The 16,113-nt window shown below is 60.2% G+C and carries 10 protein-coding genes; 7 read left to right on the top strand and 3 right to left on the bottom strand.

The features are described 5' to 3' along the window. Window positions 1-264 precede the first annotated feature (264 nt). Both BLS48_RS23155 and BLS48_RS23150 read left to right on the top strand, forming a co-directional pair. On the top strand, window positions 265-2,037 hold the full coding sequence (locus BLS48_RS23155; protein WP_091582653.1) for an adenylate/guanylate cyclase domain-containing protein: 1,773 nt from the start codon (window positions 265-267) through the stop codon (window positions 2,035-2,037). A gap of 139 nt (window positions 2,038-2,176) precedes the next feature. Next, entirely contained in the window at window positions 2,177-6,412 is a 4,236-nt protein-coding gene (locus tag BLS48_RS23150) for a cytochrome P450 (protein WP_091582650.1), read from the top strand. 21 nt (window positions 6,413-6,433) lie between these two features. Here BLS48_RS23150 and BLS48_RS23145 read toward each other — a convergent pair whose 3' ends face one another. Next, the gene (locus BLS48_RS23145) at window positions 6,434-7,120 is read right to left on the bottom strand and encodes a Crp/Fnr family transcriptional regulator (protein WP_091582647.1); all 687 of its coding nucleotides are present in this window, start codon (window positions 7,118-7,120) and stop codon (window positions 6,434-6,436) included. Between the two features lie 1,882 nt (window positions 7,121-9,002). On the opposite strand from BLS48_RS23145, the gene BLS48_RS35100 reads away from it, so the two are divergent. After that, window positions 9,003-9,251: a hypothetical protein gene (locus BLS48_RS35100; protein WP_143019482.1), complete on the top strand. Its 249-nt coding sequence runs from the start codon at window positions 9,003-9,005 to the stop codon at window positions 9,249-9,251. A gap of 332 nt (window positions 9,252-9,583) precedes the next feature. Here BLS48_RS35100 and BLS48_RS23135 read toward each other — a convergent pair whose 3' ends face one another. Then, window positions 9,584-11,482, bottom strand: a complete 1,899-nt coding sequence (locus tag BLS48_RS23135; protein ID WP_167365218.1) for a DUF4838 domain-containing protein — start codon at window positions 11,480-11,482, stop codon at window positions 9,584-9,586. A 440-nt stretch (window positions 11,483-11,922) separates the two neighbouring features. Here BLS48_RS23135 and BLS48_RS23130 point away from each other — a divergent pair, with 440 nt between their 5' ends. After that, window positions 11,923-12,138 (top strand): hypothetical protein, encoded by a 216-nt coding sequence (locus BLS48_RS23130; protein WP_143019481.1) that lies wholly within the window; start codon window positions 11,923-11,925, stop codon window positions 12,136-12,138. A gap of 695 nt (window positions 12,139-12,833) precedes the next feature. On the opposite strand, the gene BLS48_RS23125 is transcribed toward BLS48_RS23130, so the two are convergent. Continuing rightward, the gene (locus BLS48_RS23125) at window positions 12,834-13,259 is read right to left on the bottom strand and encodes a hypothetical protein (protein WP_143019480.1); all 426 of its coding nucleotides are present in this window, start codon (window positions 13,257-13,259) and stop codon (window positions 12,834-12,836) included. Between the two features lie 235 nt (window positions 13,260-13,494). Here BLS48_RS23125 and BLS48_RS35745 point away from each other — a divergent pair, with 235 nt between their 5' ends. The 3 genes from BLS48_RS35745 to BLS48_RS23115 all read left to right on the top strand — a co-directional run bounded on the left by BLS48_RS35745 (window position 13,495) and on the right by BLS48_RS23115 (window position 16,033). Next, window positions 13,495-13,665 (top strand): hypothetical protein, encoded by a 171-nt coding sequence (locus tag BLS48_RS35745; RefSeq protein ID WP_167365217.1) that lies wholly within the window; start codon window positions 13,495-13,497, stop codon window positions 13,663-13,665. Between the two features lie 156 nt (window positions 13,666-13,821). Continuing rightward, complete coding sequence (locus tag BLS48_RS23120; protein ID WP_091582632.1) at window positions 13,822-14,238, top strand: Ros/MucR family transcriptional regulator; 417 nt, start codon at window positions 13,822-13,824, stop codon at window positions 14,236-14,238. Between the two features lie 199 nt (window positions 14,239-14,437). After that, window positions 14,438-16,033 (top strand): FAD-dependent oxidoreductase, encoded by a 1,596-nt coding sequence (locus tag BLS48_RS23115; RefSeq protein ID WP_167365216.1) that lies wholly within the window; start codon window positions 14,438-14,440, stop codon window positions 16,031-16,033. Window positions 16,034-16,113 lie beyond the last annotated feature (80 nt).

Below are 16,113 nucleotides of genomic sequence, written 5' to 3'. Positions count from 1 at the left end.
TTCGCGGGGGTCTCATGGGCTTGGCGGGTCAGCAACAATGGTCCATCATCGATAACCGGCAGCCAAGCGTGGACGATGCCGCGGCCAGCGACCTGTCGCTGATCATGGTAGAGCTTTTGCCGAGACCCTGTTAGAGTTTCCGATACGACAGGGCGGCATCGCGTCGCGCCTGCCGAGGATCTTCTCCCAGTCAAGCGGCGAAATGTTCAGGAGCGGATAGTTGCCTGGGCTGGGGCAGAACCAAAAGGGACCGGGGGCACGAACATGGCTGAACGGAATTACACCCGTCAGCTGGCGACAATCATTTCTATCGATGCCGTCGGATTCTCGCGGCTGATGGGTCTTGACGATGAATCGGCTGTCGCCGCATTCGAAGAACGGCGCGACATCATCGCCGACAGCTGCAGCACCTTTGGCGGCCGCACTTTCGGTGATGCCGGCGACAGCATCATGGCCGAATTCGGCAGTCCAATCGAGGCGCTGCGCGCGGCGTTCGATTTTCAGGACCGCATTGTCGCGCTCAATTCATCGGTCGCCGAAGCCATGCGCATGCCCTTCCGGGTCGGCATCAACACCGGTGATGTTATCGTTCGGGACGGCCGGCTCTACGGTGATGACGTCAACATCGCCGCCCGGATCCAGGAATTCGCGCCGCACGGTGGTCTAGCGGTCTCGGAAACGACCTGGCACCACGTCAAGGACCAGACGGCGGCCGAATTCACCGATCTTGGCGAATTCATGCTCAAGAACATCGCGCTGCCGGTGCGCGTTTTGATCGCGGGGCGCATTGGCAGCGGGTTGTCATCCGCGCCGTTGGTCGCGGCCGTGCCGCCCGACAATGGTCAGCAGAAGCTGTCGTCCAAAGGGCCGCCCGCGATCGCCGTGCTGCCGTTCCAGGGCGATGGAGGCGAGCGCGACGTCGGTTACATGGCCGACGGCATAGCCGAAGACATAATCTACGGCCTTTCCAACAGCAGATGGCTCTCGGTGATCGCCAAGAGCTCCAGCTTCCAGTTTCGCGATGACACTTTGGGAACGCGGGTAATCGGCAACGCCCTCGGTGCGCGCTACATCGTCAGCGGTACGCTGATGCGCAATGGCGGGCAGATCCGTCTGAGCACCTCGCTTGCCGACGTCTCAAACGGGCGATTGGTGTGGTCGCAGCGCTTCGATCGCAACCTGGTCGATATCTTCAGTCTGCGCGACCAGATCGGTGCGGAGATCGTCTCGATCCTCGACAAGGAGGTCGACCGCGCCGAACAGGCGCGGACCTTCCAAGTGCCGTGGGAAAGCCTGGAAACATGGCAATTGGTGCGGCGCGGACGCTGGCATATGAACCGGCGTACGCGCGGCGACACGGAAATCGCGCTGGAGTTCTTCGAAAAGGCTTACCGGGAAGACCCGAATTCGAGCGCGGTGCTGAATGAACTGGCATGGTGGTATTTCTGGCGGGCCTGGCTGCGGTTCGGCGACAGCGACGATCTGGACAAGGTCCAGCAATATGCGCGCAAGGCCTTGCTGATGGACAGCCTGGATGCCCGCCCGCACGCTCATCTCGGCGTCACCGACATCATGAGGGGACAGCCCGGATCGGCGGTGGATCATCTCGAGGAAGCGCTCCATATCAATCCGAGTTTCGCCTTTGCGCGCTCGGCGATGGGCAGTGCGCGCCTGCTGCTCGGCGATGCCGCCGGTGCCATACCGTTCTTTATCGACACGGAGCGGCTGAGCCCATTCGACCTCTACCGGTTCCACAATCTGGGGGAATTGGCCGCGGCTTACAGCTTCGTTGAGAACTGGCCGTCCGCGATCTCCACAGCGAACCGATCGCTCGATCTGTCGCCCGGCTATTTCTATGCCCGGGTCCTGAAGATCGGCGCCTTGGCAAGAAGCGGGCGCAAGGAAGAGGCCAAGCGGGAGATGGCCATATTCACGACCAGACATCCGGATTTTTCGGAGCAAAGGGTGCGCTGGATACCGTTCGCGGACAAGGCGGCAAACGAGTTTCTCATGGCCAATTTCGAACTGGCCAAATAACGTGCTGCGAACGGTGCGTAATCAAGGTGGCCGAAGAACGATAACTGTGAATATATTCACATACGCGGGACGGCTGCAAACCTAGGCCATGGGTAGCCGGCATCGCAATGACGTGGACAGCCGGGGGGCCTGAACGCGCATGATCAGGATAAAGTATTTCGATGCCATCCGCGCGGCAGAGAAGAGCCAGCGTCCGCTGTCTGAAATGCCGCCATTCGACTTGGGGCGTCTCCGCTCCAAGGGCGTTGCGTCGCGCATCGCTGGCTTTCTCTTCAATGATCCGCGCTGGGCGCTGGCGCTGCTGCGCCGGTTCTGGCCCAATCTCGCCATAGGCAATTTCCTGCTCGTGACCAGGAATGCCGACGTTCGCGACATATTGGAGCGCGGCGATGAATTCGAGACGCCTTACGGGCCGGAGATGACCGAGCTGGCGCGCGGATCGAACTTCATTCTCGGCATGCAAGACGGCGCCGACTATCGGCGCATGAAATCGTCGGTATTGAGCGCTTTCCCACCGGCGGAAATCGAGGCCCTGGTCAGACCGATTGCCGCGCGGCATTCACAAGAAATCATGACGCGCGCCGGCCCCGGCTTCAACGCCATCGCGGACCTGATGAAGATCGTTCCGGTGCGCATCTGCCGCGATTATTTCGGTCTTGAGATCGACGACGAATCCGAGTTCGCCGATTGGGCCATAGCATTGAGCGCGCTATTTTTTTCGGATCCGACGGCGAGCCCCGCCACGCGCCAGCTCGCGGTGGTGGCCGGCGACCGGCTGATCAAAGTCATCGACCGCTCCATCGGCGCGATCCAGGAGAGGGGGGCCAAGGATGAGCAGCCGCTGGCAAGGCTGGTCCGCCTGCTGGATCAGGATCGCCTGTCGCTGCCCGACATTCATTCGATCATGCTTGGCATGATCACCGGCTTTGTTCCAACCAATGTGCTCGCCGGCAGCAACTGCCTCGACGTGATCCTGTCCCGGTCCGATGCGCGGCAAGCTGTCGATGCGGCCCTGGCCAGCAACGACACAGGCAGGCTGGACAAGGCGATTTTGGAAGCCATGCGCTTCAAGCCGATCTGGGTTGGTCCCTGGCGCTACACCGCGCGCGACGCAACCATCGCCAGGGGCACGCGCCGCGAGCGCTTGGTGAAGGCCGGAACAGTGGTCATGCCATCAACGCTGTCGGCGATGTTCGATCCTGAGGCGGTGCAAAGTCCCAACCGCTTCGACACGTCGCGCCCGCATCGCGACTACCTGGTCTTCGGGTACGGTATTCATCAGTGCATCGGCGCTGAAATCGCCAGGATCCAGATCGGCGAAAGTCTTCGCGCCCTGTTCCAGAAGCACAATGTCCGCCGCGCGCGCGGCAAAGCCGGGAGGATGACGCAGGTCGGCGCTTACCCGGACAGCCTCAAGGTCGATTTCGATCGGCCCGCCCTTTGCAGCACGGTCACCCATTCGATGGTGACGGTGGTCTGCCCGATCACCCGGGCTGCGTCACTGGACGCCATCCGCGACAGGGTCGCCGCGCTCGGCAACCCGACCAGCGACGAGGTTCGCGCCGCGCTCGATACCGCCGGCACCATCCATTTCGCCAGCCTGGCTGTTGTTGCCACTGGTGAGGCCGACGACGCCTCCGGCGGTGAGGCGGGAGCGCTTGTTCTCGAAATCTCTGGCGACGGCAGCACCGAAGACGCCATCAACGCCATTACGCATGCCATCGGACATAGGCTGCAGCCGATCTTCAAGGACGTGTGCGACCTGCGTGACGGCGATGCGCTGGACAATTTCCTGCGCAAGCACAGTCTCGAGATATCACCGTCTTTCGGCAGCAACGCCGGACTGGTCTTTTCCGGCACACCGGGCCATTCGGTGCAGCGCATCCTGGCAGAAGCCGAGCTTGCCGATGCGGTTCGGCCCGTGGTCGAGCAGCCGCGCGCCACCAATGGCGGGGCGGCCGCCGTGCTTGACGAAGCCCGCCGGCACGTCCGGTCCCTGGGAAAGTTCGACTGGGCATTCGAGCCCGCCGAAAGCCTGCTCGAACGGCCACCCGGAAAATGGTGGCAAGCCATAACGACGACGCTGCTGGCGCCGGCCGTGCTGGCCACCGTCGCCGTGCTGGTGCTCGCCTGCTGGCGGATGACCTATGTGCTGGTGTTCGGCGATCCGGCCGGCGTCACCTTTGGCAACATTGTCATAGCCGGCACGGCGCTTCTGCTGACCGTGCTTGGAATTCTGGCGCTGGCAGCGCTGATCCTCGGCCTGTGCTTTCTCGCCTTGCGGCGCATGGAAGACATTGATCGCCCGCACAGCACGCCGGTCGACCTCGGCGCCCTCGACAAGATCCTGGCCCACGAGGACCAGCCTGGGCAAGCCCAGAACCATCTGACGGCGATCTCGACGATGAAGGTTGGAACGTTGCGGAGGCTGGCGCTCAGGCTGTCGTTCTACCTGATCTCGATCTCGGCGCAGAAGGTCTTCAAGCCGGGGTTCCTTGCCACCATCAACACCATCCACTTCGCCCGCTGGGTGCTTTTGCCCGGCACCAACAGGCTGATGTTCTTCTCAAACTATGGTGGCAGCTGGGAAAGCTATCTCGAGGATTTCATCGCCAAGGCTGCTGCCGGCCTGACCGGCGTATGGAGCAACACCGAGGGCTATCCGCGCACACGCTGGCTCTTCCTCGACGGCGCGCGCGACGGCGACCGTTTCAAGCGCTGGGCGCGCCGGCAGCAGATACCGACCCTGTTCTGGTATTCGGCCTATCCTGGTCTCAACACGACGCGCATCCGAGCCAATTCCAGGATCAGGCGCGGGATCGCCTCTGCAACGGGCCATGAGGCGCGCGACTGGTTGAGCCTGTTCGGATCGTTGCCGCGCCCGCAGGCCAGGAAGGCGGAGGCCGTCGGCCCCGCGGCGGCCTCACCGTTGCCCGTCGAACAACTGGAAACCGGCGAGATCCAGTCCTTGTTCTTCGGCCCGTTCGGATCGCTAGGTCATGCCCACATGCTGGCGATCGCCGTGCCGGAAAGCCTTTCCAGGGCTAGGCGCAAGGCCTGGCTGGAATTCATCGTCGAGCACACCAGCTTCGGGGACGGCGTGCCGCCTGCGCGGGCGATGACCGTTGCGTTCGGTCCCGATGGCCTTCGCCGTCTCGGATTGGAAGGCGGCGTCGACGACAACCCGCTTGACACATTCCCCGTCGCCTTTCGCCATGGCATGGGCAATCCCGAGCGCAGCCGCATTCTGGACGATCTCGGCGAAAGCGTGCCCCAAAAGTGGCAATGGGGTTCGCCGCAGAAACCTGTTGATGTGGTGGTAGTTTGCTACGCCGAAAGTCCGGAGAAGCTGAAGACCGAGATCGGTACCGCAAAGAGAAAGATGACGGCCGCGGGCATGAACCTCGTCTCGGAACTGCCGCTGGCGGTAAACCGCGACGGCAAGCGCGCTGTCGAGCATTTCGGCTTCGTCGACGGCGTCTCGCAGCCGATCGTCAGGGGAACCGCCCGCGCCAACATCGGTGCGGCGCCCATGCATCTTGTCGCGCCTGGCGAGTTTCTGTTCGGCTATCGCGACGAGCATGGTTTCTATCCGGCGTCGCCCTCCGTCGACGCGTCGCTCGACCGGACCGGCATCCTGTCGTCAGTGCGCCGCAACCGGCAGATACCAGGTCTGCCGCCGCCGCCGCGCGACTTTGGCCGCAACGGCACCTTCCTCGTCGTGCGCCAGTTCGAGCAACACGTCGACACCTTCCACGACTATTGCAAGGCGGCAGCTATGCAGGCGGCCAGCGAAACCGACAACCCGGCGATTACCCCGCGCTGGGTCGCCGCCAAGATGCTCGGCCGTTGGCCCGACGGCACCTCGCTGGTGCGCAATCCCGACGGCCGCCCGGGTCGCAGTGCCGATAATGATTTTGCTTTTGGCGTCGAGGATCCCCAGGGGCATCGCTGCCCGCTTGGCTCCCATGTCCGGCGGTCGAACCCCCGCGATTCGCTGGGCGAGGACCGCGAAACGCAGATCAGGATCGGCAAGCGCCACCGGATCATCAGGGTGGGCCGCAGCTACCAGAAGCAAGACAAGAAGGGCCGCAAGGTCGAAAAAGGACTGCTCTTCATGTGTCTCAACGCCGATATCGAGCGGCAGTATGAATTCATCCAGCAAACCTGGGTGTCGTCGACCTCATTCCAGGGGCTTGTTGCCGAAAAGGACCCGACGATCGGTTCGCGCGACGGCGCCGGCAGGTTCACCATACCATCCTGGGAGAAGGTCACGGTGCTGAAAGGCATCCCGCAATTCGTTACCACCCGGGGAGGCGGATATTTCTTCATGCCGAGCCGGTCAGCATTGCGCTTTCTGATTTCGCGACTCTGATTCGCCCCGGCGCCTGCGCGGTCAGTCGTCGTCCTGCGACTCGGCGATATGGCGAAGCGCGCCGGCGTCGGCTATGCGCAAGCCGCCGCGCTTGATGGCAATGATCTGCCGGTTGCGCCAGTCGTTGAGCGTCTTGTTGACCGACTCGCGCGTGGCGCCAAGGAACTCGCCCAGTTCCGACTGCGAGATCGGTATCCAGCCTGCGCCGTCGGCCAAGATGCCGCCCAGAAAGACCAGCCGTTTTGCCAGCCTCGCTTCGATGCCGAAGAAGGCCTGATCCCCGAGTTCGCCACTGACCCAGCGCAGCCGCGCGCACAAAAGTTCGATCATGGCGCGCGCCAGAGATGGGTTTTTCTCAATTCGATCAAACAGTTGTGTTCGGCTGAGCGAAACCAGCTCACATGCGGTAAGACAGATCGCGGTGGCCGTGCGCGGGCGTCCGTCAAGTGCTCCGATCTCTCCGACCAGGCTGCGCGACAGCTCGATATTGGCCACCAGCTTTTGGCCGCCAGGCGAATAGAGCGAGATTTCCACCGTGCCCTTCATCACACCGTAGATGCGGTCGGCGGCATCTTCCTGGACAAACAAGTGCTGGCCGGCGGCGTAGCGTTCGAGTTTGCAACCAGCGAAAAGAAGATCGAACTGGCGCGGATCGATCCGCGCCGGGCGCGGCAGATTATTTCTGTCGTTCGCGCTGGCGGTTGGCATGCGGCTTCCCAGTGTTGTTGTGACATGGACAACTGTAGGGCAACGGCGCGACCGATTAAAGCAAATGTGTTTTTGAGGCGGCGCTTCGAGGGTCCGACCTTTTCAGGCTCTTTGCAGATGGCGCCGCCCGAAAGACAACAAGGAGACACAACACCTCATCCCGGTCGGCGCCTACCCACTTTGGGCTGCCCCCTGTCAAAACCGTCGTTGTGAGGTTAACCACGTCGCCATCGGCATGGACCCAAAGCGGGCGTCGAACGTTTCCCATTCATGGAAAATCACCAACACAGATTTTATTGTCACATGGAGGCAGGCGGAACCTGGGCGGTTTGGGACCGCATCACCGATGCTCCGGCAAGCTTGGGAGGGCGTGACCTGCTTGGTTGCACATCCCAGCGGGCAAACGCCGCGGAAAGCGTGCTGACGCGTATCTATGACAACCGATTGGATGCGCTTGCCGTTCGCATATCTGGGATAGCGCACTCTCGACCCCACTGACGCTAGCTGCCCACCGACAATGGTACGACGTGCGGTTGGCGCGGTCCTTCCGCGATCGCACTATTTTGCATTTATTTAGAATCAACTAATTTTACACGGCGGCGGAGCCCAATCCCGCCGAAGGCCAGCGCGGGTTTCAGGCAACTGTCGATAGGTGCCGCGCTGGCCGCCAGGTGGCAGATAGCGCTAGTGCCTTTCCTTGGTCGTCAGCACCGTGCGCCAGTGCGGCTCTCGTATGCCATATGCGAACAGACCGACATCTATCTATCTGCGAGAAAGCAAGAAGCTCGGCGCACGTCGTTGATGCCAGAGCGCAACCGGGTCACGCCGGTGCGCCGGACCGTGGCTTAATTCTTCTTGGGTGGCGAATTTTCGGAGTTCACGGGTGCCCGCCCGCGGATTCCCCTGCCTTAAAACCGTGGACCCACATATCGGGTGGCTTCCATCCACAATGCAAGCGCGATTGCGGCGGAACGTCCCTTCACTTCGAACTCGCGGCCCCGATAGCTTCCTGCCGCAATCCACACGGTCTTTGAACGCTGATAGATCGTGATGCCCTGGGCACTCGCCCAATCACACAGTTCTTCGCCCTTTCGATACATTATGGCGCCGGCCCAGCTCGGTGTCCCTCGAACCGGCAATGCCGCTTCACAATTTGGCAAAAACCACACTCCGCCGACGCGAAAGCGATGCGCTCTCGGTCCTTCTTAGCCGCCACCATTTTTTCTGTCTCACCCTAACGTCCTTCAAGGATGTAGCGCGCGGCTTCTTCCGCCTATGAAGAACTTCACATTGTCAGGCAGCCTTGATGGCGGCTTCGTCGATGACGGCGCGGCCATCGACGGGCTGGCGAGATCAATCCCGATCATCCCACAGTTATCGGGCGCGCTCCTTCGGAACCATACGCCCTCAACTGAGCTTGCATCCTGATGGAAAGCGCCACGTCGAGCGCTGCGTGGCTACGCAAGGACCAACACCTTGTCAGATGGTTAACAAATCGTTGCTGGTGAACTCCAGGCGTTGTCAGACGCGGAGCAAGAATGCAGCGAACAGTCAAGCCGCCTCGATGACTGCAGCCTCGGAAATTCATAATAGATAGGCTAGTTTCTACTTTGCAGCGAGGCGCGCTAGACCTCTGGCCATCGCTGTCGATGCAGACGACTGTTGCCGTCTGTCACATTGAGTCGCAAATTTTAAATCGATATCTCAGATATAGCTAATATTCATATCTCAAAGAGGGAGTAAATAAATTTTCGTCTAAAATTTGTTTCATCAATTATAAAACGGTCTGATAACCTCGGTCTCGAACAAGACTCGATCTTCCCCGGAAAATACACCACAAGATTCTCGGGGGCTGATTGTCGCCCAGCTATGGAGGCCTATCATGATCATTCGCATTCTTACCGCAATTTCTCTCGCCGCGTCTGTCGCTTCCTTCTCGACGGCCAGCTTTGCTGAGTCTTTGGTCAAGGTTCCGTCCGTCGAGGCGGGCAAGTCGGGTGCCGCCGGGGAAACCGGTGGCAAAGCCGGTGGCGCTGGCGAAACCGGTGGCAAAGCCGGTGGTGCTGGCGAAACCGGCGGCAAAGCCGGCGGCGCCGGGGAAGGTGGCGGTAAGAGCGGCAAGGGCGGCTGATAGTCCTTGTAGTTTCTGCCAAGACAGGAAGCGCACCCCTGCTGGCGTCAATGCTGGCAAGGGTGCTTTCACCGCGTGCGAGAGTGCCGCCGCGCACGATTCAGGGCTGGCGCCCTCAAGGGGGGCGGGTTCAAAGGGCCTGAGGGGGCTTAAGGGCTTCGGCCACCTATTCAGGATGAGGATCCCAATCGAACAGTGATTGTCATGGCTCGGTTGCGGAAGGCTGGACCGATCAGCGCGATCGACACTGCGCCGAACGCCTTTGGCGTTGCCAGATGCAGGGATGACTGACAACCCGGCTGGCATCTTCGCCGCCAATTCACTGACGAAGATCATTCTGGACCGGGGTCCTGCGATTGAGCCGCGGCGCCTGGAAGGGTCCAACTGCTGCTCTCGACCCACGCACAATGATTCAAATTGGATATCCACATACGCTCGTGCGTGCGTCGAAATTCCAGCAGCGCTTGCAGTTCCGCCCCGCCCCGCTCGTAGCTGGATTCTGGATCACCGAGCGTAAGTTTGCTGGCGGCTTGCGAGCATAGCTTCGCGTGCTGCAGTCCCAATTGCAGGAAATTCACCCGCATGGAGGCTTCCTGGTCTCCCTTCGCAGAGGAGACCGCACTGTCGAGCAGGGCTTCGGCTGGCGCGAAACTCTCCTCCGGATAGATCACATGCGCAGCTTTCGCCCAGCTTCGCCAACGGGAGGCCCCAAGGGCCTCGAACGTGTCATGCAGCCGTGAGCGCCCATTCGACGTATACGCCTCCCAGAAATCGAAATATTTCTTTACGTCATCCGCCGCGGGTCCGAAGGCCGAATAATATTCTGACAAGATCGAGCTGGCGGATACATCTGGATGGATCTGCAGGCGCATCAACAGATAGATATTTGGACCTTGTGTCGCCCAATGACCGGTCAGGGAATCAAAATCAGTCCCGATCATTCCGTTACTTGATGCTTTTTGGAATTCGTCGGAGAATTGGCCTGTAAAGATATGTGGCATGCAATAGCCATCAAGAAAGTAGTTCGTCCTCATGAGAAGGCTTGCATCCGTCTCCGCCCATCCTTGCCACTGATCCTTGATCCAACCTTGCTCTTCATGACTTCTTGGATAAAACCAGGATGACGGGCAGAAACCGATTATGACATTCGAGCCCAGCTTTATGCCGGTGGTCGGCGCGGCGAAGTAGTTCATATAAGCGTAGCCCACGACGACCGCGTTCGAATTGTATTTCGCGGCGATCTGCTGGATCGCTTGCCATGAACGCGCGTACCGGTCGGACACGAAAGGCTTGCCGGCGATCTTCGACTTTGACGGAATGAACTCTCGATAGTTCGGCGGCTCAGGCCCATCCAGCGCCTTGCACGCGTCGCACTCGCATTGGCCAGGGATGTCATTCTCAACCGCGTTCACGAAAATTGGAGGGTGTTCCAGGGGCGCGCTTCCATGCTGGCGCCACTGTGAGACAATCTCTTCGCGCAGGCCCGGATTGGAAATGCACATCGAGAAGCGCCCCCAGGGCCTCGAAGGTCCCCGTTTGCCGTTGACCAACTGAAACCATTCGGGATGCTCTCCGCCATACTGTTGCCACCAATTGACGAAGGCATGCCCGTAGTTCGCCGGGATTCGGCGGCCCATGCGGTTGCGGCGCAGAAACGCAGCCTGTGCGCTCATGTATTCTTCAGCCGCAGCGGCGGTGAAGCCCATTTCGGGATGATCCTTAGCCCTCAAGCCCGCGGCTGAGCGCACATGACGCTGCACGAACCGAGGCGTTACGACACAATCTTGAGCAGGGACCACTACCGACTCTGCTCTTGGAACAAACGTTCCCAGTTCGCCTGGCCATAGCCATCGAACCGCGAAGTAGCGATCGAGAAGCTCGTATGCGCCGAAAAGTGTTCCCGCGGACGTGCTTTCATCGAGAGGGCTGCCGGTCGTGTCGTGTCCTGCGATACACAGGTGGCGGCCGATGGTCCGAATAGCGCACGACTCCGGCCCCAAAGCGTCAAAATTGATGCCGGCCTTTCGGGCAAAATGGGTATCGCCCAGAAAGATGTGGGCTTTGTCCAGGCTAGCCGAACTTACGTTGCTCTCCTTCACTATGGCAGGTTGGAAGCCGGTCGCTTTCTGAATATGCCAGCCGAATTCCGCGGCGGCATACCGTACGGAATCATTCGGCCTGTCCGATGTGACAAGTGTGAAGGCCGGTCTGCCTCCCGCCACCAATATCACGCCATCGCCTGGTTGATCGCGCGCGCCGGCTGGTTGATCATGCGCGCCAGCTGGCTCGCAAACGCCCAACCCGTGTAACAGGCTTAGGAGGGTTCCCTGGGCAAACGTCCTTCGCGACAATGCTCGCATGCCAAGATCTACCTACACGATCATCCAGGGAGGTAACCGCGTCAGTGTCGATGTCCTTGGCGGCTCGCGCATCGGTGCCATCCTGCAAAAGAGACCCGCCGCATCGTCTGGTGCGGCGGGCGATCAAGCGTTGCGCATCAAGCGGGGGTGGGTGCCTGGTGCGCGCAGATCATGACGTGAACGGTACCGCGATTAGGCGACGTGGTTCCAGATAGGTCTCTGGTCGTTCTCGTTAAACTTTTGGGTAGGGGCGAAGGATATCCTTGCTTTCAATGCTTCGACGCACGCTAGGCCAAGTGGGCGGTTGGCTCGTGTCCAGCGCCAAATCCGCGTGGCAGAGGTCCCAGATCCGCGTGGCAAAGGTCTTTGGCGGCTATGCGTCGCAAAATGATGGCGAACGTCAGAGAGCCTGGAGCAGTCAGGTCGATGTCGTTGTGGCAAGGCGGTTGGCGCTGGCCGAGCCGGCCGCAATTCTGGCCGGTGGTGTCCGATTCATCTTGATTTGCGTCAAGGCCGCGGCCGCGTGATCGCTGTAACAATGCGATGCGAGCAATCTCAACTGCCATATTCACCTTGCTCGGTGTTCTCGCAGCGGGGGTTGTCGCTGGCTGTTGCCGCAATAGCTGTTGTGGCCGGGGTCGAAGACAACGGTTTCAGTTGGTGGCCTCGCCCGAGGGAGGCCCAATGATGATGGGCCAATGGGTGGGCAGCCTGAAGGGGTAGGTGCGGCTCGGACCAGATGTCCGATCGAATTGACGACGCCCTGCAACGGAGCCCGAATGAATGCCTCGGAATTACGAAGAATGGCGGACGTTAGCTAGCGCTCTTGGCGTTACCGTCTACCAGCGTTCAAAGACCGTGTGGATCGCGGCCGGACCCTACCGAGGCCGAGATATCGAAGTGAAAGGCCGGTCGCCAACAATTGCGCTGGCTTTGTGGAAGGAAGCAGCGCGTTACACCGGCTTGGGCAGGTAGTTCGGAACGGCGAAAACAATACAGGGACGGTTATCCCGCCCCGCGCGAAATCAAAATTCAAAAGCGGCTTGCCTTAGGCCTGCCCAGAGGACGAGCCAAGCCACCGATGTCAAGCAGCCTGGTACCGCTTGCGAAATCATTTTGTTCGGGTGATTTCGAAGCTGACCGGCTGTCGAGTTTCAGCAGACAGATGCCGGCAGGCGAGCATCCGCGCGCCGGCATCCGATAAGCTTCAGATTTTGTCGGTCTAGCCAGCGCCTCCAGTCTTGCCGCCGGTTTCACCGGCGCCTCCGGTCTTGCCGCCGGTCTCGCCAGCACCTCCGGCCTTGCCACCGGTCTCGCCAGCGCCTCCAGCCTTGCCGCCGGTTTCACCAGCGCCTCCGGCCTTGCCGCCGGTCTCGCCAGCGCCTCCGGCCTTGCCACCGGTTTCGCCAGCGCCTCCAGCCTTGCCGCCGGTCTCGCCGGCGCCTCCAGCCTTGCCACCGGTTTCGCCAGCGCCTCCAGCCTTGCCACCGGTCTCGCCAGCGCCTCCAGCCTTGCCCCCGGTTTCACCGGACGAACTGACTTTGACACTGGGCTCGCCAACGGCGCCGGCATGAGAAATCCCGACCGTTCCCAGAGCAAAGAATGCCCCCACCAGCAACTTCGCCGTAGATGCAATTTTAGTGCTCATATCATCTCCTGATATCCGAGCCCCCCGCACAATTAATAATAGGATTCTCCCGGGAAGGTTATTCAAAACCTTGATCGAATTGGACACATTTAATGACAGTATGATACAAGTTTATCTTTTCCGTCATGCCGGTTTGATTGAGTAATTAAAAGATATGATTTATCATACGGTTCTGGTAGTTGTGTAGCAGTCGGCGGAAATAGCAACTTTGGCCATTTCAAAAGGCCAAATATATATGGAATATCTGATGATTTTTCACGCGCAAGCCGTGTTTGGGTTCAGCAATTTCCAAGAAAACGCCGAGCAAGCGCGGCACGACGCGCTTGGCAACCAGCGGACGGTGTACCTTGGCCGTCACGATCGGTTACCACTTTTGGCTGGATTCAATACCACCAAGGGCAATTGACAGAATTGGCACCCAGGGATGCCATTGGAGGCTCCAGATGCGGGGGATCGGGAGCATATGCTCCCGATTTGATGTTGGATAATTCGGCAAACGAGTGATCCAAAAGCTGCTCCGCATTTGCCACGGACGACAATTATCGTCAGTCGAGAGCGGATTATGGACTCAGACCCCGTCGATCATTTGGGATTAACCGTCAAGATCGTTTCGGCCTTTGTCAGCAGGAACCAGGCCTCCCGTTCTGATCTGGTTGATCTGGTCCAGAATGTCGGCCGCACGTTGCAAGCCCTCTCGGCAGGCGGGGAAAAACCCAAACCGAAACTCGTTCCCGCCGTGCCGATCAGCAAGTCGGTGACCCCCGATTTCATCATCAGCCTGGAGGACGGACGCAGGATGAAATCATTGAAGCGATACCTGGCTTCGATGGGAATGACACCGGCAGATTATCGCAGGAAATGGGGTTTGCCGCCGGACTACCCATTGGTCGCGCCGAATTTCACCGAATTGCGGTCGCAAGCGGCCAAGAGGATCAGGCTTGGACAACGGAATGCCAGTGATCAGACTTCCGCAACCTGACCAAATGGGCTGCCGCCTCAGGCCTCGACGGCTATGATAGCTTCGGTCATAGTATTGCAACTGCCTTATGCGAATTACAAATTCGATCCGCTGTCCGATACAATTCCAGGTAACAGCTGGATCGGGAGTGGGGGGGGGTGGAGATGGCCGCCCACCGTCTCGCAAGCCTGTTGCTGTTTCCCTCCCGATCGGCACCACCATGATTGAAGACTGCAAGGACTTTCCGGAAGGCGCCCGGCTGGAGACGGATTTGTGCATAGTCGGAGCGGGCGCGGCTGGTCTTGCGCTCGCCTCGCAGTTGGCGGGAACGCGGCATCGCGTCTGCGTCATTGAAAGCGGCGGCCTCAACTATGAGCATCGGCGTCAACGACTGTCGCGGGGTCAATCTGTAGGCAGGCCCTATGAGGCGCTGGACCTTTGCCGAACCCGCCAGTTTGGCGGCAGTACCGGCAGGACTGGTTGGGGCGGATGGTGCAAGATGCTCGATAGCGCCGATTTCGAGCATCGGCATTGGATCCCGATGAGCGGGTGGCCTGTCGATCGCAAGTCGCTACTTCCCCACTACGAATCGGCCGCCGACTTGCTGGGGATCAAGAACCTACTGGCTGACGAGCCGGCCTCCGCGGCTTTACGCACGAATGGACCACTTTTTTCCGAGCGCTGCTTTCTCAGCCCCGTCCCGGATCTCGGGGCAACGCTGCATACGAGACTACACACGGCAAGGAACGTGCAGGTTATCCTGCACGCCACAGCCCTTCGGCTTGACACCGACGATTCTGGGAGACGGGTTCGCTCCATCGAGGTAGCCAGCGCGCCGAACAATCGATTCCAGGTAGAAGCGCGTTTCTTTGTACTGGCCTGCGGCGGGATCGAAAACGCACGCCTCCTCTTGGTTTCCAACCGACAGATGCCGAATGGGATCGGCAACCAGCATGACCTGGTTGGCCGCTATTTCATGGAGCATCCGCGAGTAAGATGGGGGAGTCTGCGAGTCAGTCGACCTGACAAGACCGTCGCCCTTCACGTACCTTCTGTCGGGACTCGCATGGCTGATTTGTCGGGGCCCGCGGGCGGCGGCATCAACGATGCATTCGGGCTTGTGCTGCGCCCGGAGATCCGCGCAAGCGAATGCCTTCTCGGCTCCCGGACGTGGATCAAGCCGGGGCCTTGCGTCAACGATATGGATGGCTCCGAGGCCCTGCAGTATCTTGCCTTCTGGCTGCGCAAGGGTCGCCTGCATCGCGACCTTATCAAGAGTGGCCGTACGATCTTTCGGCATCCCGCGGGATCAATCTCGTCAGGCATCGAACGCATCTGGCACTCACGCCGGCGCGCCAGGCATTTTCACTTTGACACCATCCTCGAACAAGAGCCGGACCCGGAAAGCCGGGTTACTCTGGATACAAAGCGCGACGAATTCAATCTCCCGCGCGTGAAGCTGGAATGGAAGGTGGGACCTCTCGTTCGGCGCACACTTGAGCGTATGCAGACCATCATCACGGAAGAGATGCGGCTGCTGGGCCACAGAAGCGACGTCCAGGCTGGCACCATCGAGATCCCGACCGGCGGGGAAGACATCCCATACCGTTGGGTCAGGCACCATATGGGTACAACGAGGATGAGCAACGATCCGCGAACGGGTGTGGTCGACAGCAAATGCCAGGTGCACGGCCTCGCGAACCTTTTCATCGCCGGGAGCTCGGTCTTTCCGACCGGGGGAAACGACATGCCCACCCTGACCATTGTGGCACTCGCCATTAAATTGGGCCAGAACCTCCAACAATGTCTTGAGTAAAGATCAATTCCAGGTTGGCGGAGCGCCCAATTGACCTGTGGCGACCGTTGTTTGGAGACCGGACCGCGAGAATTTCCGAA

It is taken from the genome of Mesorhizobium qingshengii, assembly GCF_900103325.1.
Taxonomy (GTDB): Bacteria; Pseudomonadota; Alphaproteobacteria; order Rhizobiales; family Rhizobiaceae; genus Mesorhizobium; species Mesorhizobium qingshengii.
Note: the sequence above shows the minus strand (reverse complement) of the source record. Positions and strands in the feature narration are given on the sequence as shown.

Excerpts from the sequence above, each read along its gene's own strand:
- BLS48_RS23155 (WP_091582653.1), top strand. The coding sequence starts at position 265 with ATGGCTGAACGGAATTACACCCGTCAGCTGGCGACAATCATTTCTATC.
- BLS48_RS23150 (WP_091582650.1), top strand. The coding sequence starts at position 2,177 with ATGATCAGGATAAAGTATTTCGATGCCATCCGCGCGGCAGAGAAGAGC.
- BLS48_RS23145 (WP_091582647.1), bottom strand. The coding sequence starts at position 7,120 with ATGCCAACCGCCAGCGCGAACGACAGAAATAATCTGCCGCGCCCGGCG.
- BLS48_RS35100 (WP_143019482.1), top strand. The coding sequence starts at position 9,003 with ATGATCATTCGCATTCTTACCGCAATTTCTCTCGCCGCGTCTGTCGCT.
- BLS48_RS23125 (WP_143019480.1), bottom strand. The coding sequence starts at position 13,259 with ATGAGCACTAAAATTGCATCTACGGCGAAGTTGCTGGTGGGGGCATTC.
- BLS48_RS35745 (WP_167365217.1), top strand. The coding sequence starts at position 13,495 with ATGGAATATCTGATGATTTTTCACGCGCAAGCCGTGTTTGGGTTCAGC.
- BLS48_RS23120 (WP_091582632.1), top strand. The coding sequence starts at position 13,822 with ATGGACTCAGACCCCGTCGATCATTTGGGATTAACCGTCAAGATCGTT.
- BLS48_RS23115 (WP_167365216.1), top strand. The coding sequence starts at position 14,438 with ATGATTGAAGACTGCAAGGACTTTCCGGAAGGCGCCCGGCTGGAGACG.